Origin of the sequence: Phyllobacterium phragmitis (assembly GCF_002980495.1) — a bacterium.
GTDB classification, from domain to species: domain Bacteria; phylum Pseudomonadota; class Alphaproteobacteria; order Rhizobiales; family Rhizobiaceae; genus Paramesorhizobium; species Paramesorhizobium phragmitis.
Genome location: NZ_PVBR01000006.1, coordinates 84,481 through 105,375, shown reverse-complemented (window position 1 = coordinate 105,375; position 20,895 = coordinate 84,481). Strand labels below are relative to the sequence as shown.

Sequence of the window (20,895 nt, the reverse complement as noted above, 5' to 3'; positions counted from 1 at the left end):
TTTCGATATTCAGCCGAAATAGCCCAACATCGATTTGACCTCGAGATATTCAGCCATCCCCTCAAGGCCATATTCCCGCCCATTGCCGGATTGTTTGAACCCGCCGAAAGGCGCGTGCGGGTCCCAAGCCGGATAATTGAAATGAACCTGCCCGGAGCGGATTTGCGCGGCAACATTCTTTACCACGGACAGGTCCTTGCCTTGCACATGTGCGCCAAGCCCGTAGACGGTATCGTTGGCAATTTCGACAGCCTCATCGACCGTGTCGTAGGGAATAATGCAAAGAACGGGTCCGAAGATTTCCTCTTTTGCGATCTGCATATTCGTATCAACGTCGGAAAAGATCGTCGGTCTGGCATAGAGACCGCTCGTCAAGCCATCCGGCCGACCAGCCCCACCGGTCAGCAGACGGGCGCCCTCTTTCAGGCCTGTCTGTATCATCGTCTGAACACGGTTGAACTGCGCAGCATTCGCCATGGCGCCATGGGTCGTCGCGGGAGACAGGGGGTCGCCAATCACGATCTCGGAGGCGGCTTTGGTCGCAATCGCTTCCACTTGGCGCAACACATCCCTTGGAACGATCATACGCGTGGGGGCGCTGCAGGACTGGCCGAGATTGCGGAATGCGGCGGCGACCCCCAGCGAAACCGCGCGATCGAGATCAGCATCGGGCAAGATCACATTGGGCGATTTTCCGCCCAGCTCCTGCGCAACGCGCTTGACCGTGGGTGCGGCAGCCTGCGCGACCAGAATGCCGGCGCGGGTCGAGCCGGTGATGGAGATCATATCGACATCGGGATGCGAGGCCATGCGCTGACCGACGACTGGACCATCGCCATTCACCAGATTGAAGACGCCAGCCGGAAAACCTGCATCCTGAATGGCTTCTGCAAACAGCAGGGCATCGAGAGGCGCAAGTTCGCTCGGCTTCAGGATCAAAGTGCAGCCTGCCGCCAATGCGGGTGCAACCTTGGCGGTGATCTGATAAAGGGGCCAGTTCCACGGTGTGATCAGGCCACAGACACCAATAGGCTCGCGGGCGACGGCAGTGTGGCCGCGTTGCTCGACGAATGGGAAGGACAAGAGAACGTCCCGCGCGGTTTTGACATGGGCAATCGCGAGAGGCACCTGCGCGGTGCGGGCATAGCCGATAGCAGCCCCCATTTCGAGCGTCAGGTACTGGGCGAACAGTTCGCTGCGCTGCTCCATGATCTCACGCAAGCGCGTCAGCAGTTCGGCACGATACGCTGGCGTGGTGCGCGACCAGGTCGGGAAGGCTTTGCGCGCCGCCGCGACTGCCTTGTCGACATCCGCCACATTGCCAAGTGCGATATGGGCGACGACTTCCTCTGTGGCCGGATTGGTAACAGCACCTTTGGCCGTTCCGGATGCGGGCACCCATTGCCCATTGATGAAGAACTGATCCAGCCGGTTCTTGCCCGTCAGGTATTCCATAGGTGCGGTCATCGAAGGATATCCTTCATTCGGAAATAGGCGCCGAGGATCGGCAGGAACCACGGGCGTCCGAAATGGCCGGGAATGGCCGGCCAGTCGAAATCCTTCCACGGGTTTAGCTCGACATTGCCATCCATGACCTCAGCCATGATGCTGCCCATCAGCGTGGACATCTGCGTGCCGTGGCCGCTATAGCCCATGGAGTAATAGATACCGTCACGCTGACCGGCCCGCGGCAGGCGATCACGGGTCATATCGACCATGCCACCCCAGCAATAATCGATGCGCGTATTTGCCAGCTCTGGGAATACATCGACCATGGCAGCTTTCAATATGCGGCCGCTCTTTTCGTCCGATTGTGGATTTGAAACGGCAAAGCGCGCCCGCCCGCCAAACAGCAGACGATTGTCGGGAGTCAAACGCCAGTAGACGACGAGATTTCGGGTATCGACCACCATTCGGCCCGTGGGCATCAGACGTGCGACATCTTGCTGTGACAGTGGCTCGGTGACGATGAGGAAAGCGCCGACCGGCACGATACGTCGCCGGATCCAGCCGAGTGGTCCGACCTGAGAAATGCCGCTTGCCAGCAGCACCTGACGTGCTGTGATCTTGCCGTTCGGGGTCTGGACCTCATGTCCATTCTGCACGCGACGGATGCCCATGACCGGGCTTCGCTCGTGAATCTGCGCTCCATGTCTGTCAGCAGCGGTGGCAAGCCCGCGCACAAAGCGCCCGACATGCATGCCGGCACTCTTGGGATAAAGCAGCCCGCCGTAATATCGGTCCGTTCCAACCTCGTCACGCAGCTCCTCGCGGGAGACCATGCGCGTTTCGGGATCAACAGTGGCGGCAAGAAGCTCCTGGCTGCGCGCAAGCATGTCGTAATGTTCAGGTTTTGCTGCGATCTTGAGCTTGCCGTAGCGCGCGAAGCTGCAATCGATCTCTTCCTCTTTCACGATCTTTTCGACCAGCGAAACACCGGAATCGAAGGCCTTGTAAAGCGTGTTAGCCCCGCCGCGGCCAATCCGTGCAGACATCTCGGCGTAATTTTGCGCAAAGCCGTTGTTGCACATGCCGCCATTGCGGCCCGAAGCAGCGTTGCCGATGGTATCCGCTTCCAGAAGGACGACATTCGCCCCCTTTTTTGCAAGGGCGAGCGCTGCCGACGAACCAGTCAAACCGCCACCGACGACGGCGACATCACATTGACCGGCCAATGACCGGTCGGAGCCGCTACGAAATGGCTCGGACGTATCTAACCAGTAGGATGTGAGTTTCATTGCCGATTACCTTCGTAGCTTGGAGTAAAATGCGGCGTTCCGGGAGAGTCTACCAGCCGCGCATACGGTTCCAGCGCGCTTGTATGGTGGGGCTTTTGCCGTTCACGACACTGTAGAAATCGTGCTGACCGGCCATGGCGCAGGCGTGATTGGGCAAAATCCGCACCTTCGAACCAATCGGGAGAATCGGCATGGCTTTGCTTGAACCTGAGCGGATGGAAAGAATGCCGTGTTCCTGACTTGCCTGCGACACGATCACGTCCTCATAGACGCGGCCCTGCTCGTCACAGACGACACCATAGCCCTGATCAACCTTCTGGCTGGACGTTCCACGGTCACGCGACAGCGCCATCCAGCCCGCATCTACGAGAATCCAGCCCTTTTCCGGTTTTGCGCCCACGACAGTCGCAAGCACCGAAATCGCCAGATCATCAAGCGTGCACACGCCGACACCGTGCTGGACGAGATCGAAGAACACATAGACGCCAGCGCGCACTTCGGTGACACCGTCAAGATTTTCAGCGAAATGCGCCGTCGGCGTGGAGCCAAGGCTGACAATCGGGCATGCATGCCCGTGTTCTCTCAGAACATTCGCTGCCTTCACCGTTTCGGCGCGCTCATTTTCGGCAGCGGCGACCAGCGCTTCCTTTGTGCTCAGCGCATATGATTCGCCCGCATGCGACAACACACCAACCAGATCGACACCCGCAGCCTTCACGCGACCGGCAACAATGACGAGGTTCGGGTCCGCGGGTTTCAAGCCGCCACGATGATCGTCAACGTCAAGCTCAATGAAAGCGGAGGGCACGACACCGGTTTTTCGCCCCGCGTCGCCCAGCGCATCGGCCTGTTCCACCGTATCGAGCAGGAATTTCACATTGGCGCCGGTGCGTCGCGATAGTTCAAGACCACGCACCGCAGCAGCAGGCGAGACGCCCACCGCATAGGTGATGTCCTTATAGCCGTAATCGGCGAAATATTCAGCTTCTGCAAGGGTCGAAACCGTGATCGGACCCGGTTCTCCGGGGTAAATGCGGCGGGCGACATCGATGCTCTTGGCTGTTTTCATGTGCGGACGCAGCACTGCACCCAAAGCACTGATATGGCTGGCAAGGCGCTGAATATTCCGGTCCAGCTTGCTCTCGTCGAGCAGCAGCGCCGGTGTGATCAGCGCATCTATCATGCCAGCACCACCGGCGCGCTTCGAATCGAGGTTTTCAGTGTTCATTCTCTGCATCCTAACTGAACGATTGGTTCGAAACCGCGTACATATGGGTTGGAGCGACGGCGGTCGGTCTGGTTCCAAGCACCATGGACACGGCATCGCCAACCAATTTGAAGCCAAGACCCTCAAGCCATTCGCTCAATCCATCATCGGAATAAACATCGATGCGAACGAATTGCCCAACGAGGTTGACGAGATGCGCCTCAATCAGACGCTTCGCATCGTCAATATTGTCCGCCACCACAGGGCCGACAACATATCCGCGCCCGAACCGTCTTCTGATGGCAAAGCCAGTAATCTGCGCATCACGGACGAGCACCGCCGTCTCACCGACCTGCAATAGCGCTGAGATGAGCTGCTTTCGCGGCATTCCGATTGCACGCTCATCGAGAGCCTCTATGGACGCCAGATCGCTGGGCGCCGCCGGGCAAATGTCGTCACTTTGGTCGATCTTACCCGGGTCGGCCAAATGCCCTTGGTATTGAAGCACTCTACCCCATGGCTCGAAGCCCCGGCGCAGATAGAGCGGCATGCCCTGTTCGGTCGAATTGAGAAGAACGTTTCGTCCCTTCGTCGCGTCCAGCAGGGCGTTGAAAAGCCGCGATCCGTTGCCACCGCCTTGGGCTTTCGCCGTGACGATGATCATGCCTGCGGTGGCGTAGTGATCTCCGTAGCACCACCAGAGCGCCGTTCCGAGAACATCGCCATCACGCTCGAGGACCACACCTTCGCCCACCTGCAAGGCGAACGCCCAGTCCTCCAGCCGGTAGGGCCAGGAGAATTCTTGCGAAAGCTTCAATGCGCCTTCGAGATGACGGCTCTCGAGCTTTACCAGCGAAATGTCGCGGTCGTCATTGCTCATGTGCTTCTGGTTATCCGCTATTGTGAAAGCAGTGCCTTTGCCCCGCTTTGAAAATCAGGAATGTTGAGACCAGCTTCCCCGAACTGGGGAAGTTTTCTCTGCTTTTTTTAGCCGCCTATTTGGTGGATTAATTTGTTTTCAGGGAGGAGGCGGCATCACCTGTGCAGCTTCCTGATCAAAATGAGCCGATATATCAATATGCTCGATGGTGTGAGCCACGGCCCGCAATTATCGACCGCCGAAAGGACCAGCCGTGATCTACATAAGCGAAGAAGAATCCGCCGCCATGATTTCGCACGAAATCGCCTATGAGGCGGCCCGTGCGGCGCTTGTCGCGGCAATCAGTGAAGAAGGCCGCGTCTTTCCTGCAGTGCTGGGTCGCTCCGCCTCGCCGGCCAACACATTTTCGATCAAGTCTGGCTCTTCGCAGCATCTCACGGGTGTCAAAGTCGGTTCCTTCTGGGCGAAAAACCCTGAGCGGGGATTGCCGCGTCACAATTCCACGATTGTCCTGCTCGATCAGGAAATCGGACGTCTGAGCGCAGTTGTCGAGGCTGGTACCGTGAATGCCTACAGAACGTCGGCGGCCGATGCGGTGGCGGCCGATCTTCTAGCACGTCCGGATGCGAAAACTCTGACGATATTCGGAGCGGGAAATCAGGCATACTACGAGGTAACGGCCCTTGCGAGAATTCGCCCTATCGAAATCGTGCATGTTGTCGCGCGGCCATCCGAGAGGCGCGACGCCTTCGTCAAACTGCTGGAAGCGAATGGTCTGAAAATCCACGTTTCTCCGGTGCAAGAGGCAGTCTCATCGTCTGATATCGTGGTTGCGGCAACGCCATCGCGAGAGGCCCTGTTCGATGCAAGCTGGGTGCGGCCCGGCACCCATGTTGCCAGCATGGGTTCGGATGCCCCCGGCAAACATGAATTGCCGACCGAATTGCTGCTCAAGGCCGACCTCTTTTGTGATCTGCCATCGCAATCCATCACCATCGGCGATTACCAGCACGTTCGTAATCAGATCACCAACGGCGATATCAGCATCACGCCGATTGGCGACGTCATTTCGAAAAATGCCCCTGGACGGAAATCCGACACGGCAATAACCGTCTTCGACAGTTCCGGCATCGCCTTGCAGGACCTCTATATTGCCGATGCGCTGATAAAGGCGAAGATGGGCAACAGCATGCTATAACCGGGCCCTGCCGGTTTCTAAGTCCAGAACCCCATCTGGCCGGATCATCCGTGCCAGATGGGGTTTGTTTTATTGGCTCAAAGGCCGAGAGCGCCTGCGAGACCAGAAATGTCGGTGATCTCCGTGTAACCGTAATAGGGATTTGCGGGCTCGTGTCCGCGATTGACCCAGATCTTGTTCTTGATACCGAGACCATAGGCCGACATCAGGTCATACCGGAACGATGACGAGCAATGCGCGATGTCCTCGGGACCGCAGCCCAGCATGTCGAACATATATTCGAAAGCCTGGAAACGCGGCTTGTAGGCATCGGCCTGTTCCGCCGTGTAGACGGCGTGGAACGGTGCGCCGAGCTTATCGACATTCGACATGATTTGCGAATTCATTGCATTGGACAAAATGACGAGCGGTATTTCCTTGGCCACTTTCGCAAGCCCCGCCATCACGTCCGGATGTGGCCCCCATGTCGGGATGCGCTCATACACCATGACGGCGTCTTCCGGCCTGAATGCCACGCCATTTCTCTTGCAGGTGCGCTCCAGCGAATTGTGGACGATGTCGGCATAGGGTTTCCAGGAGCCAAGGCATTCGTCGATGCGATAGGCCGTCCAGTCCTTGATAAACTGCTGCATTGCAGCTTCGGACAGCGTGATCCCGTAAAGATCACGCGCAGCTTGCGCCATATTGAAATTGATCAGGGTCCCGTGGCAGTCGAAGGTAACGTATTTGGGGCGGAAAGTGGTCATGGAACTGTCCTTGTCGTCCGTGGTGAGCATTTACCGGCACCCATCCTAGATCGGCACAACAGACCGCATTCACCATATTCCTCCGGCGATGAAGCAGAAAATACCAATTCGACAGGGCGCAGCAGCACAGCATGTCATTCGGCATGACCGACCGACCCCGATATTGAGCTGGCTCCATCATCTGTCGGCAGAAGATGCGGCGACCCGGGCGCGCAACAACGAAATATTCCGTTTATCCGCGCCAGTTCGGGGACTTCACCGGCAGCACATGGGGGAAAGTTGCAGACAGCCCGCTAAAGCTGGATTGGAAGCGACACATGTTAAGCAACTCCCTGATCGAACTCGACCGACGACACTTAATCCACCCCGTCTCCTCATACAGGGGCCATGAATATCTCGGCGTTCGTGTCTTGAAGTCAGCCAAAGGCGCCGTCCTCACCGATATGGACGGCCATGAACTTGTCGACGGTTTCGCCGGTCTTTGGTGCGTCAATGCCGGGTACGGCCACGAAAGCATTGTCGAGGCAGCCGCACAGCAGATGCGCGAATTGCCATACGCGACTGGCTATTTCGACATGGGATCCGAGCCTGCCATCCGGCTTGCCTCCGAACTGGCCGACCGCGCGCCGGGCGATCTCGATCATGTGTTCTTCACGCTCGGTGGTTCGGATGCGGTGGATAGCACGGTGCGCTTCATTCGATATTACTGGCACTGCAAAGGCCAGCCGCAGCGCGACCAGTTCATATCTATCGAGCAGGGATATCACGGGTCGTCCACGGTCGGCGCGGGCCTGACCGCACTTCCCGGCTTTCATGCGGGGTTTGGCATTCCTTATTCCTGGCAGCATAAAATCCCCTCGCATTACAGCTATCGCAATCCCGCAGGCGATACGCCGGAAGCGATAATCCAGTCGTCGCTCGCCGCCCTTTACGCGAAGGTCGAGGAGATCGGCGGGCCAGAGCGGGTGGCAGCATTTTATGCCGAGCCGATCCAGGGTTCGGGCGGTGTACTCGTTCCACCGAAGGGCTGGATGAAGGCCATGCGCGATGCCTGTGCGGCCCTCGACATTCTGTTTATCGCCGACGAGGTCATTACCGGCTTCGGGCGCACCGGGCCGCTCTTTGCCAGCACGGAAGACGGGATCGTTCCGGATTTCATGACGATAGCGAAGGGTTTAACCTCCGGTTACGTGCCGATGGGCGCGGTGCTGATGTCCGACCGCGTCTATCAGGTGATGGCGGACGGTGCCGGACCCGTCGCAATCGGCCATGGCTACACCTATTCAGCTCACCCCGTCAGTGCGGCCGTGGGCCTTGAAGTTCTGCGTCTTTACGAAAACGGCCTGCTTGAAAATGGACGTCGGGCCGGAGCACGGCTGATGGCAGGGCTGGAGACATTGCGCGATCATCCGCTTGTCGGCGATGTTCGTGGCCGCGGCATGCTGGCTGCCATCGAACTCGTCGTCAACAAGAAAAAGAAGACGCCGCTTCCCGCAGAAGCCGCCCCCGGCCGCCGTATCTTCGACCGGGCGTGGAAAAGCGGTCTCGTGATCCGCGCCTTCGCCAATGGTGTCTTGGGCTATGCGCCGCCTTTGTGCTGTACGGACGCGGAAATCGACATGATCCTCGATCGCACCCGTAAGGTGCTGGATGCCACGCTCGAAGATCCGGATGTTCGCAGCGCCATGGTGGAGTGACGCGCTGAAATTTATTTTCTGTTATGAAATGTCGTGGCGGGCGGCAAATTCGGAATTTTGTACCGCCCACGGCATCATCTTTAGAAGAAGCAATATCGGCAGAGTGCCAAACTCAATCAACTGCAAGAGACCGAAAACGGTCCGCGACGCGTGGGAGACAACTCAAGAGGAAGTCGAAGCAGGCCCCAATCTGCAAAGCAGCATACCGCACGGAGTTTACCGTCGGCGTTCGGTCAACCACAATAACAAAGGGAACGACATGCAAAAATTACCGACCAACTGGTCCAAATCCGATGACGCATTCGTAGAGAACGCGATCCGCCGCGGCGCAACGCGGCGTGAGCTGTTGCAGATCATGCTTGCTGGTGGCGCAGCGGTGGCAACCGCAGGTCTCGCAATCGGTCGCGCAGATCAGGCAATTGCAGCGACGCCGACATCCGGCGGCGCGTTGAAGGCAGCGGGCTGGTCCTCATCCATCGCCGATACGCTGGACCCGGCAAAAGCATCCACCACCACCGATTACGTCCGCATCTGCACCTTCTATAACCGTCTTTCTGTGCTGGACGAAAAAGGCACGCCGCAGATGGAGCTGGCAGAGTCGATCGACAGCAAGGACGCCAAGACCTGGACTATCAAGCTGCGCAAGGGGGTGACGTTCCACAGCGGCAAGACACTGACATCCGCTGACGTGATCTTCTCCCTGAAGCGCCACCAGGACCCCGCGATTGGATCGAAGGTTGCGAAAGTCGTCGCCCAGCTGAAGGACTTCAAGGCCGTTGACGATCTCACGCTTGAGATCGTACTGGAAGCGCCCAACGCCGACCTGCCGAGCATTCTCGCCCTCCACCATCTGATGATCGTGGCCGAAGGCACGACGGATTTCAACGCCGGAAATGGAACTGGCCCATTCGTGAAAGAAGTCTTCGAGCCGGGCGTCCGCTCTATCGGCACGAAGAACAAAAGCTACTGGAAGTCCTCGCTTCCGCACGTCGACTCGGTGGAGTTTTTCGCCATCGTGGACGATAACGCCCGCGCCAATGCGCTGCTTTCAGGGGATGTCCACCTTGCCGGCCAGATCAGCCCTCGCTCCAGACGGCTTGTCGAAAGCATGCCGGGCTTCGTGATGACGCAGGCAAGTGCCGGTAACTACACCAACCTCAATATTCGGTTGGACATGGCGCCGGGTGACAAAAAAGACTTCGTTGACGGCATGAAGCACCTCGTCAACCGCGAGCAGATCGTAAAGGCGGCCCTGCGCGGTTACGGTCAGATCGGCAATGACCAGCCGATTTCGCCTGCAAACCGCTACCATGATGCATCCTTGCAGCCGAAGGCCTTCGATCCTGACAAGGCGAAATTCCTGATCAACAAGGCTGGCCTGCTTAACCAGACGATTCCGGTCATCGCATCGGACGCCGCTGCCTTCTCGGTGGAAATGGCAGGCATGATCCAGGCCTCCGCCTCGCAAATCGGCCTCAAGCTTGATGTGCAGCGCGTGGCCTCGGACGGCTACTGGAACAATTACTGGCTCAAGTCACCGATCCATTTCGGAAATATCGATCCGCGCCCGACACCGGACATTCTGTTCTCGCTTTTCTACACATCAAACGCAGCGTGGAACGAAAGCCGTTATAAGTCCGACCATTTCGACAGCCTTCTTCTCGAAGCGCGCGGCATGCTGGACGAAGGCAAGCGCCATGAGATCTACAACCAGCTGCAATCCATGGTCGCTGACGAAGCCGGGACCATCATTCCTGCCTATCTCTCCAGCGTCGATGCCATGAGCGAAAAGGTCAAGGGCTATACATCCAGCCCGTTTGGCGGCCTGATGGGCGGCACATTTGCGGAGTATATCTGGCTCGCGGCCTGATGAGACTTTTGATCGGCGGCCCCGGCCGCCGGTCCGAAGCACACTGCTTTCGCAGGCATCAATTCAGGGAGCAGAGCCGTGAACAAACATATTCTTTTTCTGATTACCAACCGGATCATCATCTCATTGATCACGCTTCTGATCATTGCGGTGATCGTCTTCGTTGCAACGACACTTCTACCCGGTGATACGGCAACGATTCTTCTCGGGCAGTCCGCCACCCCTGAAGCAATCGAGGGTCTGCGCAAGGCAATGCATCTCGATGAACCCGCCTTTACCCGGTTCATTAGCTGGATATTGGCTTTTCTTCACGGCGATCTTGGTATTTCTTATTCAAACAACATGCCCGTCGCCGACATGGTTGGTCGCCGCTTGCTGAACTCGTTGAAACTCGCTTCGGTCACGACGGCCTTTGCGGTTCCGCTTTCGCTGTTTCTGGGTGTTACCACCGCGGTTATGCGGGGATCGCTCTATGATCGCGCTGTTACCATTTTCACGATCGGTGTGATTTCCATTCCGGAATTCATCGTCGCCACGACAGCCGTGCTAATCTTCGCCGTCTATCTGAAATGGCTACCCGCGCTATCCCTGACGGCTGACATCGACACTTTGGCCGGACTTCTGCGGGCCTATGCCATGCCTGTGATTACCTTAACCTGCGTCGTATCCGCTCAAATGATCCGGATGACCCGGGCCGCGGTGATTGATGCACTGGCCAGCCCCTATGTCGAGATGGCTCTTCTCAAAGGCGCGTCCCGCAAGAGGCTCGTGCTTTCCCATGCGCTCCCCAATTCCCTTGGCCCGATTGCCAATGCCATGGCGCTCTCCCTCTCCTATCTGCTTGGCGGGGTCATCATCGTTGAAACCATTTTCAACTATCCGGGAATTGCCAAACTCATGGTTGATGCCGTAACGACGCGCGATCTGCCGCTCATCCAGAGCTGCGCGATGATTTTCTGCCTGGCATATCTTCTGCTCGTGACCATAGCCGATCTAATTGCCATCCTATCGAATCCGAGGTTGCGATGACAGTAGAGACATCAAGCACCACCAGACGTCGCCCGCGCTACCAGATAAAGGTGGTGGGAATGCTGGGCCTTGCCATCATCGTGTTCTGGCTCATCGTTGCCGCACTCGGCCCGCATCTGGCGCCCTATCCAATCGGCGATATCGTCGATCAGGACTATTTCGGCCCGATGTCCCGGGATTTCTGGCTCGGCTCCGACTATCTGGGGCGCGATATGCTCTCCCGCATCGTTTATGGCGCACGCTATACGCTCGGCATCTCCCTTGCCGCCGTTACCATGGCCTGCACCTGCGGCGTCGTTCTGGGCATGAGCGCGGCCGTTGCCGGTGGCTGGTTCGACAGTGTCCTGAGCCGGTTTCTGGATGCGATGAGCTCCATTCCAAGCAAGCTTTTTGCCCTTGTCGTCGTATCTGCAGTAGGATCATCCATACCCGTCCTCATCTTCATGCTGGCGGTCATCTACACACCGGGCTCCTATCGTTTCGCCCGCGCACTGGCGGTCAACATCGCCGCCATGGATTACATCACGATCGCGCGCCTTCGCGGTGAGAAGATGTTCCACATCATCACAGCGGAAGTGCTGCCCAACATCATCGGCCCCGTGCTGACCGATCTTGGCTTGCGCTTCGTTTTCATCGTGCTTCTGCTGTCCGGCATGTCTTTCCTCGGCCTCGGTGTGCAGCCTCCAGCCGCTGACTGGGGCGGTCTGGTGCGCGAGAACATCGATGGTCTGCCATTCGCGGCTCCCGCCGTGATCCTGCCATCGATTGCCATCGCCACCCTGACCATCGCCGTCAATCTTTTCATCGACAACCTGCCTGTAAAAATTCGCGACCGGAGTGAGTGAATGGCCAATCTTGTTGAAATTCGTGGCCTGAAAGTCGAGGCAAAAACCGACGCCAACCGGCGCATCGAGATCGTGAAGGACGTAGACCTCGATCTTGTTCCCGGCGAGATCGTAGCGCTGATCGGGGAAAGCGGATCGGGCAAGACGACGATTGCGCTGACCCTGATGGGGCATACGCGCACCGGATGCTCCATTTCCGCAGGATCGGTAATGGTGGATGGTCAGGACGTCGTGCAGATGAGCGAGCAGCAGCGCTCCAGGCTGCGCGGCGCAGTGGTCAGTTATGTTCCGCAATCGGCGGCACTGGCCTTCAATCCGGCAAAAGCAATCATGGATCAGGTCATCGAGGTGACCCAGATTCATGGCATCATGCCCGCCGAAGAGGCAAGGCAGAGAGCAATCGAACTGTTTCGTGCATTGTCCCTGCCCAATCCGGAAACCATCGGGGAGCGATATCCTCATCAGGTCTCCGGTGGCCAGTTGCAGCGACTGGCCGCTGCCATGGCCTTGATCGCCAATCCCAAAATCGTCATTTTCGATGAGCCGACGACGGCGCTCGATGTGACGACACAGATCGAAGTTCTGCGAGCCTTCAAAGATGTGATGCGGCGCGCTGGTGCGGCGGCGATCTATGTTTCGCACGATCTTGCCGTCGTCGCACAGCTTGCCGACCGGATCGCCGTCCTTCGAAACGGTGAAGTTCAGGAAATGGGACAGACCGTCCAAATCCTCGAACAAGCCCGGCATCCCTACACTCGCGAACTCATCGCTGCATTCGAACCCCACCGCGCTCCCGTCGTTCTCAACGAAATAGACGAGCGGCGCCCATTGCTCGACGTTGAAAATGTGGTTGCAGGCTACGGGTGGTCGAAAATTGATAGTTCGCTTTTGGTGAAAGCGGTCGATAATGTCAGCCTGCAACTCTACGAAGGCCGGAACCTTGGCATCGTCGGGGAATCCGGCTGCGGAAAATCGACACTGGCATGCGCCATTTCCGGTATTCTACCGGCTGTTTCCGGGCACATCATTTTCGATGGCCGCGAGCTTGGCCCCGGCTACAAGGAGCGGACTGCGCAGCAAAAGCGGGAAATGCAGATCGTTTTCCAGTACGCCGATGCGGCTCTCAACCCTGCCAGATCTATCGATGACATTCTGGGCCGGCCTCTGGCATTTTATCACGGCCTGACCGGAGAAGCGCAATCGAAGAGAATCAATGCCCTGCTCGATATGGTTCGTCTGCCCACAAGCCTGCGTGGACGCCGGCCGGGGGAATTGTCCGGCGGGCAGAAGCAGCGTGTCAACTTTGCCCGCGCTTTGGCAGCCGAGCCAAAGCTGATCATATGCGACGAAGTAACTTCAGCGCTCGACACCGTGGTCGTCGCTGCCATCATCGACCTTTTGCGGGAACTTCAGCAGGAACTGTCGCTCTCCTACATCTTCATCAGCCATGATTTGTCCATGGTGCAGGCTATCTGCGACAAGATCGTCGTGATGTATCAAGGAAAGGCAGTCGAGGAACTGGCCGTGGAAAACATGACGCAGCCTCAGCATCCCTACACACAGCTGCTGTTTTCATCGGTTCCGAAACTCGACCCGAATTGGCTGGACAGCCTTGCAAGGGAGCGACCCATCCTAACGGCATGAGCCGGAACAATCAGAGCGGAAAAAGCGAGGGCAACGGCATATGGGGCTTCACGATCGGTGACTTCAGCACGACGAAGCTGAAATATTTATCGATACCGATATCCATATCCGTCAACCTCTCCATAATCTCCTGATACTCGGCAATGCCGGAGGTGACGAATTTCATCAGATAATCGTATCCGCCGGAAACCAGATGGCATTCGATCACTTGTTCAAATTTTCCGACGGCCGTCAGAAACCGCGCAAAGTCCATCTGCCGGTGGTTCTTCAGGGTGACTTCCGTAAAGACCGTGAGAACGGGACCGAGTTTGGCGAGATTGATCTGCGCGGAATAGCCTGAAATGAAACCTTCCTGCTGCAAACGCTTGACCCGCATCAGGCAGGGACTTGGCGACAGATGCACGAGATCGGCCAATTCGACATTCGTCATGCGGCCGTTCTTCTGCAATTCATAGAGGAGTTTAATGTCGGTTCTGTCCAGTTTCATCATGATCGATCCTCTCAGAATGCGCAACGTCAAAGCACGATATGTCGTGTTCCCGGTTAGGAGAACACTATCACTTCTGCGCGGAAAAACATCCAGATAGGTCTCACGCGAATGGTAGTTTCTCCTCACAGCGTGTCAGGATACCGCATTTTATGCTGCCAAAGCCCTGCATGCAGTCACGCTTGTGGCACAAGACCGTTATCTTAAAGAGGATTGTGGAGACAGCCATGCCAGCACCCGTTGAAGCCGTAAAGACCAATGACACATTGCCCACGGAGGCGGACGTTGTCATCATCGGAGGAGGTGTGGTCGGGGTCTTCTCGGCCTATTATCTTGCCCGGCGCGGTTTGAAGGTTGTGCTCATCGAAAAGGGGCAGATTGGTGCCGAGCAATCCAGCCGGAACTGGGGTTGGTGCCGCCAGCAGAACCGTGATGCGCGCGAGTTGCCCATGGCGTCCAAGAGCCTTGCGCTTTGGGAGGACTTCAAGGCGGCATCTGGCGAAGACACCGGGTTTTACCGCAGCGGCCTTCTTTATCTCAGCAATGACGAAAAAGAACTCGCCGGATGGGCGCGCTGGAACGATTTCGCCAAAGGTGAAGGGATCGAAACACATATGTTGGGGCCTGCGGAAGCAAGCCAACGCGGAGGCACTACCGGCAAATTCTGGCGCGGTGGCGTCTACGCGCCGACCGATGGTATCGCCGACCCGGCGCGTGCCGCACCAGCGGTGGCAAAAGCAATCCTCAAGCTCGGTGGCGCTGTCGTTCAGGACTGCGCTGCGCGCGGCATCGAAACCACAGCCGGGCGTCTCTCCGCCGTCGTTACAGAGAAAGGCGTTATCTGCACACAGACTGCGGTGCTGGCTGGAGGCGCCTGGGCATCCTCTTTCTGCCGCCAGCTAGGCATCCGCTTTCCGCTGGCCTCCATTCGCTCCACCGTGTTGTCGGTCGGCCCGGGTGCCGAGACGGTGCCGGACGCACTCCACACTGCCGCCGTATCGTTGACCAAGCGCGGCGATGGCGGCCATACCCTGGCAATCAGCGGCTTCGGACGCATCGATCCTACCCCTCAGAAACTTGCCTTCACCAAAGAGTTTCTGCCGATGTTCAAGCGACGTTGGCGCAGCCTTTCGATTGGAAACCTAGAAGGTGCGCGGGCGGGTCACGAGACCCTCAGCCGCTGGTCGCTGGATCGCCCGACGCCAATGGAACGCATGCGTATTCTCGATCCTGCTCCCGATACCGGGACGGTAGCGTTGACCCATGCCCGTGCGCTCGAACTTGTGCCTGCCTTGAACGGCAGACCCGTAACAGGTGCCTGGGCCGGTTTTATCGACAGCACTCCAGACGGCGTCCCTGCCATCGGCGAAATCCGGTCTATTCCCGGCTTTATCCTTGCCGCGGGCTTCAGTGGTCACGGATTTGGAATTTCACCCGGTGCCGGCCACCTGGTGGCCGACATCATTACCGGATACGACCCGATCGTGAACCCGCGCCCCTACCACCCGGATCGCTTCTTATCGTCCTCCTGGGGAGAGATCGCGGAGTTTTGATACTCTAGCCGAGCGTGTGGCTCGTGAGACCAAATGTCCGGGGATGATCAGTAAAAGCCGCGCTATCATTCGCAGCGGGGGACCGAACCATGGTCACCACATTTCCAACCGGCTCAAGGCCGCTGGCAGTGAGGAACTCGGCAAAGGGTCCACCTGAAACTGGCGTATCGACCCGCAAAAATTGCCGGCCGCGTTTCTCCATATGCTTGGCTACTAGAGCCACGGCTTCGCTCTCGGTAAATGCCACGATCGGACCAATGACCCCGCCGCGCCCGAAGTGTCGAAACAGGGCAAAGCCGCGCAGCACATCACTATTAAATATGCCGAAGCCCTTCCCCTCTTTGAGCAGTTGCGCAAGCAATTGCGCGCGCTCGCCTCCGAACGCCAATGCGTCCAAACCGACCATGGCCTCCAGATCGTCTGCCGACAATTCTCTTAAATCGTTGGTGGATGGGAGCTCTTTGTGTGCAGGCTTCAGGCTGACGTGCCCCTGAAATTGCGAAACGCTGCGGGTCTGCGAAAAACCGAGAGAGTTAAAGAAACGCCGGACATTCGGAGGCGCATTGACGCGCATCTCGCGTTCGCCGCATCGCTCCAGAATGTGCTGCACCAGCCACTGCGCAGTTCCGTTTTCCTGGAGGCGCGGAGAGGTTATAACCATTCCAATCGTCGCCACCGTCTCGCCAAAGGGAAACCACATGGCAGAGCCCAGCACCCGATCAATCGTATCCAGAGCAACGACGCCCCGCCCGACTGTTCTCAATAATTGCCAATCTTCGGCGCGGTGCGGCCAGCGCACGGATACGGACAATTGATGGAGTTGCTCAAGATTGGCGTCTCTGATGTCTCCAATCCGGCTATCGAAGCTCCCGGCGATCCTGTAGTTTTCGGCCACTTCGCTCATGTTCACTCCTTGGAAATTCTGCCCACTGACGATAAAGATCAAAAAACGCGTATCTGGCTTGCAGTCTGTCCACACCACCCATTGCAAGGTAAACCCGGCCGAGGAAAATTTTTCACTGTTGCCGAGCATCCTGCGGCATCTTAAGCTTTTAGATCAGCACAGCGAACTCCCACCACATTCCAATATGCTGAAGATTGTAGCTTTTTCACTCCATTGATTGTTCTTGCTATTTCTATGAACAAATCGTGTCCACCGCCTTCTGGAACAGCACGTGGCCTCCGGTGGTCAAGCCAAAGCGGGAACGACATCATCTGCGCGTTGATCGCTCTGCTTTTTAGCTCCGCCCCACCGCTCACCTTTCGTTAGACTACACCAGGCACTAAGGTTTTCGTGCTGCCGGCTGACGCGCGTGGTCAACGCAGTGGGCCCAACGGCAAAGAAGGGTTTACCCGTGGGGCGTGGAACTTGCAAAAGGAAGAACAGACGGAACGATCGATCGATCGAAAGACGAGAGGCGGGAAACGCCGGTAAGGGCAAAACGGCGCAACGACGCCGCCCGATTGTTTGGCACCGTTTTTCTCGTACTCCATCTTGAGCCTGCGGCGTTGCCCGGCCGCATAGAGAGGCCGGACATATGACCGCAAGCGATCTACCCGCTCCAGAAAACTTCATCTTGCAGACAGGAGGCCGTCCACATATGCCCTGACCCCTCCCTCCCGCAAACTTGCAGTTTAAGTGTGGGCCGCATAGTTCATGTCCTTAGTGTCACGGCCTCTTCCTGTAGCTCAAATGCCCAGACGCTGCCACTCCTCACGAAGTAACGACATCAAAACGAGATCTTTTCGTCTTTCGCCTACACGCAGCGATGCGCGCATGACGCCCTCCTCGACAAATCCCAGACCCTGGTAAAGGGCCGCAGCGCGCACGTTTGACGGAAGTAAATCAAGCCATAGCCGATCGATATCGTATTCGTCGAACACCCATCGGCAGACTTCTCGCAAGAATGCCAAGCCATAGCCGTTTCCCGGTGGCGTTACTGCTTAGACAACCCGTTCGACGCCGGACTCGCGGGCAATATTGAGGGCAATGAGCGCCTGGGAAGACCGAGTAGTCGACATGGTGGAGGAAACGTTCGACTTTGTAATCCGGGTCATTCCGAACCCCGGCGCAAGGCGCCGAAACTCGCCAGTCTCATGCACAGTGCCGAGCAGGACGTGCTCGCCTACATGACCTTTCCCAAGCAGCACTGGGCCAAACTTCATTCGACAACCCCACTCAATGGCGAGATCAAGCGCCACACAGAAGTCGTCGGCATCTTCCCCAACGACGACGCCATCGTCCGCCTCGTCGGTGCACTGCTCCTGGAACAGAACGACGAAGGGGCAGTCCAACGGTTCCGCTAACATTGACCCTTGAGACCATCGCAACAATGAGCTGATGATCCACTCATCAGCCTGCCAGCAGCAAGCTGATCCATTCCCGGCTCTGCCTGGAAGCCGCGGAGGCGGCCGAAGCTATATCACTCCCTGGGACACAACCCGCTCGCTCATTGACATCAAATACGTCGGGATCGACCAGCAAAGCCGAGCCCGTAGTCCGTTGCCCGACACTATTGATATCATCCCGACGCGCCGTCCGATTGGTACGCGGCGTCTGAACCGAGCGACATTGTCGCGCCCGCCGCAAGGCTGTTGCAAATGCTATTCCTCTTCCTGAGAAGAAGCCAATCGCTCAGGAGGCAGTCCCGTACCTCCGTCACGATCGTCATCCAGGTTTGCCCCGCAATCTAACAACTAGTTTCCATCAATAGATGAATAATGTCGGGATTCTTTACCGATCAACCCCTGAATAAACCCGATCGAACTACCAATATAATATGTACAGCAGAGCATTGAATTTCCTGGACTAAAAGGAATTCTCATAAAAGACAAAAGAGGGCCAGCCCCGTGAAGGGCGCGAGAAGATATTTCGAGCGAACTGAAATCAAGATGTTAGCCTCTCTATGCTTCTCGGAACAGCGAGATGCTGTGACATGGCGGGCGGGCTGAAAGTTTCAGCTTCCAACTTGGATATAAATAAGCATAAACTTATGCGATTGGTAAAGGGACAGATGCTCATCTGGATCGAGAGAAGTAGATTTCCCTTGATCAAACGCGAGTTTGATTGTGGAGGAATTAGAATTGAAGGCTTTGATTGTTGGCGGAACCCGCTTCATCGGTGCGCATGTGGCTCGGCGTCTTCATGATACGGGTACCGAAATCACGATTTTTCATCGGGGGACAAATAACAGTCCGATCCTGCCGGAAGTCGAGCACGTTCTGGACCCAGGCGCAGAATATCCGATTACATCGTTGCCTGCCCGGCTGCTTCGCGAGTGGGATGTCGTCGTGCATAGTCTCCACCCATGCCGGATGCTCAAATAGAACGCCTTACAAGGCTTTTTCCAACGCGAGAATTTCATGCGAACCGTCAAAACCGACAACCTCGAAATTGTTTACTTTGAGCACGGTCACCCAGATGGTTGGCCCGTGGTGCTGGGTCATGGGTTCCCTTACGACATCCACGCCTATGATGAGGTCGCGCCTCGCTTGGCGGACGCGGGAGCGCGGGTGCTCGTCCCTTACCTGCGGGGCTTTGGCCCGACGCGGTTTTTGTCAAAGTCCACAATGCGCAGCGGTCAGCAGGCTGCTCTTGGCAAAGACGTCGTCGATCTGCTTGACGCTCTTGGTATCGAGAAGGCCATTCTCGCCGGGTATGATTGGGGCGGCCTTGCTTCATGCGTCGCATCGGCGTTGTGGCCTGATCGAGTGGCCGGCCTGGTCTCCTATGCGGGCTACGACATCATCGACGTGGAGCGGCTCGGCCGTGCCTACCAGCCCCGCCTTGAACAAGCCGTCTGGTACCAACATCTGTTTCAGCACGAGCGCGGCCGGGAATGCTTGTCTCTCCACCGCCGCGAGTTGTGCAAAATCCTTTGGCAGCAGTGGTCACCGACCTGGGCCTTTGACGATGAGACGTTCGAGCGGTCAGCGGCCTCATTTGACAACCCGGATTTCGTTGATGTCGTCATCCACTCTTATCGCTTCGACTTCGGGAATACCGCCGGAGATCCCGCGCTGGCTGACCTGGAAGCAAGGCTGGCCGAGAAACCACCCATCAGCGTTCCCGCCATTACCATCGACGGAACACAGGACCCGCTAAAGCCTGGCGGAACGGCCGATCATGCCCCAATGTTCAAAGCACGGCACGAGCATCGGGTCGTTGAGTGCGGACACAATCTGCCTTGGGAGGCGCCACGGGATTTCGTCGACGCTGTAACCTCCGTTCAAAGTTGGGGCGTATTCGTTGCCTAGACGCTGACGGGTAGCCGGACTTGGAGCCGCCACGGATCAACGGTTTGCCGCCTGCGGTACATCATCCAAGGCAGCGGCAGCCAATATCAAGTAAGTGCTCTACCCGTGACGAATGCTGCCACCGCGCATCAAGGTGGGCGGTGGAGCACGGGCAGCGAGTGGTACGAGCACGCGCGTGACGCGCTTCTCAGATCCGCCGTAAAGGCCGGGCCACATTCCATCATCAGGCCGCAGATTTGCCCCAGTGATATCGCTCGCGCGCGGGTTCACGAGGAAAGCGACGGTATCGGCGATTTCTTCCACTGTCCCAACTCGCCCTATCGGCTAGCTGGACCAACCGATCAAGAGGTCGTGCGCTGCAGGTATCTCATTGGGGCAGACGGCGGCCGAAGCTTCGTAAGAGGTTCGCTTGGCGTGAACTTTCCTGGAAAAACCCGGTGTACGTGCGCTGGCAGCAGATGTCTCGCTATCGGGACTTGACTGGCAGGCTTGGCACCAGTTCAACAGCGGCGACATGCAGCGAATGGTTTCAGTTTGCCCGCTCCGGGGACCGAGCTTTTCCAGATCCGGGCGCCGATCCCGCCGGAGGGCGAGGGCGAGCGGTCCGCCCAAGCGCTGCAGCAAATGATCACCTTACGAACTGGCCGCCTTGCAGAGCGCTACCGCGTTGGACGGCCGTTTCTTGCTGGCGACGCTGACGTCGGTAACGTCCTTTCCAACGGGTGAGAAGACCGAGAGGCCTCA

The 20,895-nt window shown here is 57.5% G+C and carries 17 protein-coding genes and 3 pseudogenes; 11 read left to right on the top strand and 9 right to left on the bottom strand.

Going from position 1 to position 20,895, the window contains the following annotated elements:
- Positions 1-9 precede the first annotated feature (9 nt).
- Genes C5748_RS10050 through C5748_RS10035 form a run of 4 tightly spaced genes read right to left on the bottom strand, consistent with a single transcriptional unit; the run spans position 10 to position 4,825 of the window.
- Positions 10-1,467, bottom strand: coding sequence for an aldehyde dehydrogenase family protein (locus C5748_RS10050; RefSeq protein ID WP_105741807.1), 1,458 nt, complete (start codon positions 1,465-1,467; stop codon positions 10-12).
- Positions 1,464-2,738, bottom strand: coding sequence for an NAD(P)/FAD-dependent oxidoreductase (locus C5748_RS10045; RefSeq protein ID WP_105741806.1), 1,275 nt, complete (start codon positions 2,736-2,738; stop codon positions 1,464-1,466). The genes C5748_RS10050 and C5748_RS10045 overlap by 4 nt, the downstream gene beginning before the upstream one ends.
- 49 nt (positions 2,739-2,787) lie before the next feature.
- On the bottom strand, positions 2,788-3,975 hold the full coding sequence (locus C5748_RS10040; protein ID WP_425350233.1) for an alanine racemase: 1,188 nt from the start codon (positions 3,973-3,975) through the stop codon (positions 2,788-2,790).
- A 1-nt stretch (position 3,976) separates the two neighbouring features.
- A complete protein-coding gene (locus tag C5748_RS10035; protein WP_105741804.1) occupies positions 3,977-4,825 on the bottom strand; it encodes a GNAT family N-acetyltransferase in 849 nt (282 codons plus the stop codon).
- A gap of 253 nt (positions 4,826-5,078) precedes the next feature.
- Here C5748_RS10035 and C5748_RS10030 point away from each other — a divergent pair, with 253 nt between their 5' ends.
- Positions 5,079-6,023, top strand: coding sequence for an ornithine cyclodeaminase family protein (locus tag C5748_RS10030; RefSeq protein WP_105741803.1), 945 nt, complete (start codon positions 5,079-5,081; stop codon positions 6,021-6,023).
- A 77-nt stretch (positions 6,024-6,100) separates the two neighbouring features.
- Here C5748_RS10030 and C5748_RS10025 read toward each other — a convergent pair whose 3' ends face one another.
- Positions 6,101-6,769 (bottom strand): haloacid dehalogenase type II, encoded by a 669-nt coding sequence (locus C5748_RS10025; RefSeq protein ID WP_105741962.1) that lies wholly within the window; start codon positions 6,767-6,769, stop codon positions 6,101-6,103.
- A 317-nt stretch (positions 6,770-7,086) separates the two neighbouring features.
- Here C5748_RS10025 and C5748_RS10020 point away from each other — a divergent pair, with 317 nt between their 5' ends.
- The 5 genes from C5748_RS10020 to C5748_RS10000 all read left to right on the top strand — a co-directional run bounded on the left by C5748_RS10020 (position 7,087) and on the right by C5748_RS10000 (position 13,854).
- Positions 7,087-8,466, top strand: coding sequence for an aspartate aminotransferase family protein (locus tag C5748_RS10020; protein ID WP_105741802.1), 1,380 nt, complete (start codon positions 7,087-7,089; stop codon positions 8,464-8,466).
- Positions 8,467-8,725: 259 nt separating this feature from the next.
- Complete coding sequence (locus C5748_RS10015) at positions 8,726-10,336, top strand: ABC transporter substrate-binding protein (RefSeq protein WP_105741801.1); 1,611 nt, start codon at positions 8,726-8,728, stop codon at positions 10,334-10,336.
- Between the two features lie 78 nt (positions 10,337-10,414).
- Positions 10,415-11,365, top strand: a complete 951-nt coding sequence (locus C5748_RS10010; RefSeq protein ID WP_105741800.1) for an ABC transporter permease — start codon at positions 10,415-10,417, stop codon at positions 11,363-11,365.
- Positions 11,362-12,210 (top strand): ABC transporter permease, encoded by an 849-nt coding sequence (locus C5748_RS10005; RefSeq protein ID WP_105741799.1) that lies wholly within the window; start codon positions 11,362-11,364, stop codon positions 12,208-12,210. Before C5748_RS10010 ends, C5748_RS10005 begins: the two co-directional genes overlap by 4 nt.
- Complete coding sequence (locus tag C5748_RS10000; protein WP_105741798.1) at positions 12,211-13,854, top strand: ABC transporter ATP-binding protein; 1,644 nt, start codon at positions 12,211-12,213, stop codon at positions 13,852-13,854. It abuts the gene before it with no gap.
- Between the two features lie 10 nt (positions 13,855-13,864).
- Here C5748_RS10000 and C5748_RS09995 read toward each other — a convergent pair whose 3' ends face one another.
- The gene (locus C5748_RS09995) at positions 13,865-14,341 is read right to left on the bottom strand and encodes an Lrp/AsnC family transcriptional regulator (RefSeq protein WP_105741961.1); all 477 of its coding nucleotides are present in this window, start codon (positions 14,339-14,341) and stop codon (positions 13,865-13,867) included.
- Between the two features lie 227 nt (positions 14,342-14,568).
- Between C5748_RS09995 and C5748_RS09990 the strand changes: the two genes are divergently transcribed.
- Positions 14,569-15,894, top strand: a complete 1,326-nt coding sequence (locus C5748_RS09990) for an NAD(P)/FAD-dependent oxidoreductase (protein ID WP_105741797.1) — start codon at positions 14,569-14,571, stop codon at positions 15,892-15,894.
- A 4-nt stretch (positions 15,895-15,898) separates the two neighbouring features.
- Here C5748_RS09990 and C5748_RS09985 read toward each other — a convergent pair whose 3' ends face one another.
- Positions 15,899-16,927, bottom strand: coding sequence for a GNAT family N-acetyltransferase (locus C5748_RS09985; RefSeq protein ID WP_105741796.1), 1,029 nt, complete (start codon positions 16,925-16,927; stop codon positions 15,899-15,901).
- A 656-nt stretch (positions 16,928-17,583) separates the two neighbouring features.
- Positions 17,584-17,811: pseudogene (locus C5748_RS09980) on the bottom strand (GNAT family N-acetyltransferase); the annotation flags it as partial.
- Between the two features lie 150 nt (positions 17,812-17,961).
- Here C5748_RS09980 and C5748_RS09975 point away from each other — a divergent pair.
- From C5748_RS09975 to C5748_RS09970, 3 genes and pseudogenes are all read left to right on the top strand, one after another.
- Positions 17,962-18,270, top strand: a pseudogene (locus C5748_RS09975) (transposase); the annotation flags it as partial.
- 708 nt (positions 18,271-18,978) lie between these two features.
- On the top strand, positions 18,979-19,221 hold the full coding sequence (locus tag C5748_RS27845) for an NAD-dependent epimerase/dehydratase family protein (RefSeq protein WP_158259837.1): 243 nt from the start codon (positions 18,979-18,981) through the stop codon (positions 19,219-19,221).
- A gap of 36 nt (positions 19,222-19,257) precedes the next feature.
- On the top strand, positions 19,258-20,151 hold the full coding sequence (locus C5748_RS09970; RefSeq protein ID WP_105741794.1) for an alpha/beta fold hydrolase: 894 nt from the start codon (positions 19,258-19,260) through the stop codon (positions 20,149-20,151).
- A gap of 99 nt (positions 20,152-20,250) precedes the next feature.
- Here the strand turns inward: C5748_RS09970 and C5748_RS29300 are convergent, their stop codons facing one another.
- Positions 20,251-20,454, bottom strand: a complete 204-nt coding sequence (locus tag C5748_RS29300; protein ID WP_342588354.1) for a hypothetical protein — start codon at positions 20,452-20,454, stop codon at positions 20,251-20,253.
- Between the two features lie 18 nt (positions 20,455-20,472).
- Here C5748_RS29300 and C5748_RS28830 point away from each other — a divergent pair.
- Positions 20,473-20,847: pseudogene (locus C5748_RS28830) on the top strand (FAD-dependent monooxygenase); the annotation flags it as partial.
- Between the last annotated feature and the right edge of the window lie 48 nt (positions 20,848-20,895).

Bases quoted from the DNA above. Each gene is read 5' to 3' on its own strand.
- C5748_RS09995 (WP_105741961.1), bottom strand. From the start codon at position 14,341: ATGAAACTGGACAGAACCGACATTAAACTCCTCTATGAATTGCAGAAG.
- C5748_RS10035 (WP_105741804.1), bottom strand. From the start codon at position 4,825: ATGAGCAATGACGACCGCGACATTTCGCTGGTAAAGCTCGAGAGCCGT.
- C5748_RS09990 (WP_105741797.1), top strand. From the start codon at position 14,569: ATGCCAGCACCCGTTGAAGCCGTAAAGACCAATGACACATTGCCCACG.
- C5748_RS10020 (WP_105741802.1), top strand. From the start codon at position 7,087: ATGTTAAGCAACTCCCTGATCGAACTCGACCGACGACACTTAATCCAC.
- C5748_RS10040 (WP_425350233.1), bottom strand. From the start codon at position 3,975: ATGCAGAGAATGAACACTGAAAACCTCGATTCGAAGCGCGCCGGTGGT.
- C5748_RS10025 (WP_105741962.1), bottom strand. From the start codon at position 6,769: ATGACCACTTTCCGCCCCAAATACGTTACCTTCGACTGCCACGGGACC.
- C5748_RS10015 (WP_105741801.1), top strand. From the start codon at position 8,726: ATGCAAAAATTACCGACCAACTGGTCCAAATCCGATGACGCATTCGTA.
- C5748_RS09985 (WP_105741796.1), bottom strand. From the start codon at position 16,927: ATGCTCGGCAACAGTGAAAAATTTTCCTCGGCCGGGTTTACCTTGCAA.
- C5748_RS10005 (WP_105741799.1), top strand. From the start codon at position 11,362: ATGACAGTAGAGACATCAAGCACCACCAGACGTCGCCCGCGCTACCAG.
- C5748_RS10000 (WP_105741798.1), top strand. From the start codon at position 12,211: ATGGCCAATCTTGTTGAAATTCGTGGCCTGAAAGTCGAGGCAAAAACC.
- C5748_RS10045 (WP_105741806.1), bottom strand. From the start codon at position 2,738: ATGAAACTCACATCCTACTGGTTAGATACGTCCGAGCCATTTCGTAGC.
- C5748_RS10050 (WP_105741807.1), bottom strand. From the start codon at position 1,467: ATGACCGCACCTATGGAATACCTGACGGGCAAGAACCGGCTGGATCAG.
- C5748_RS09970 (WP_105741794.1), top strand. From the start codon at position 19,258: ATGCGAACCGTCAAAACCGACAACCTCGAAATTGTTTACTTTGAGCAC.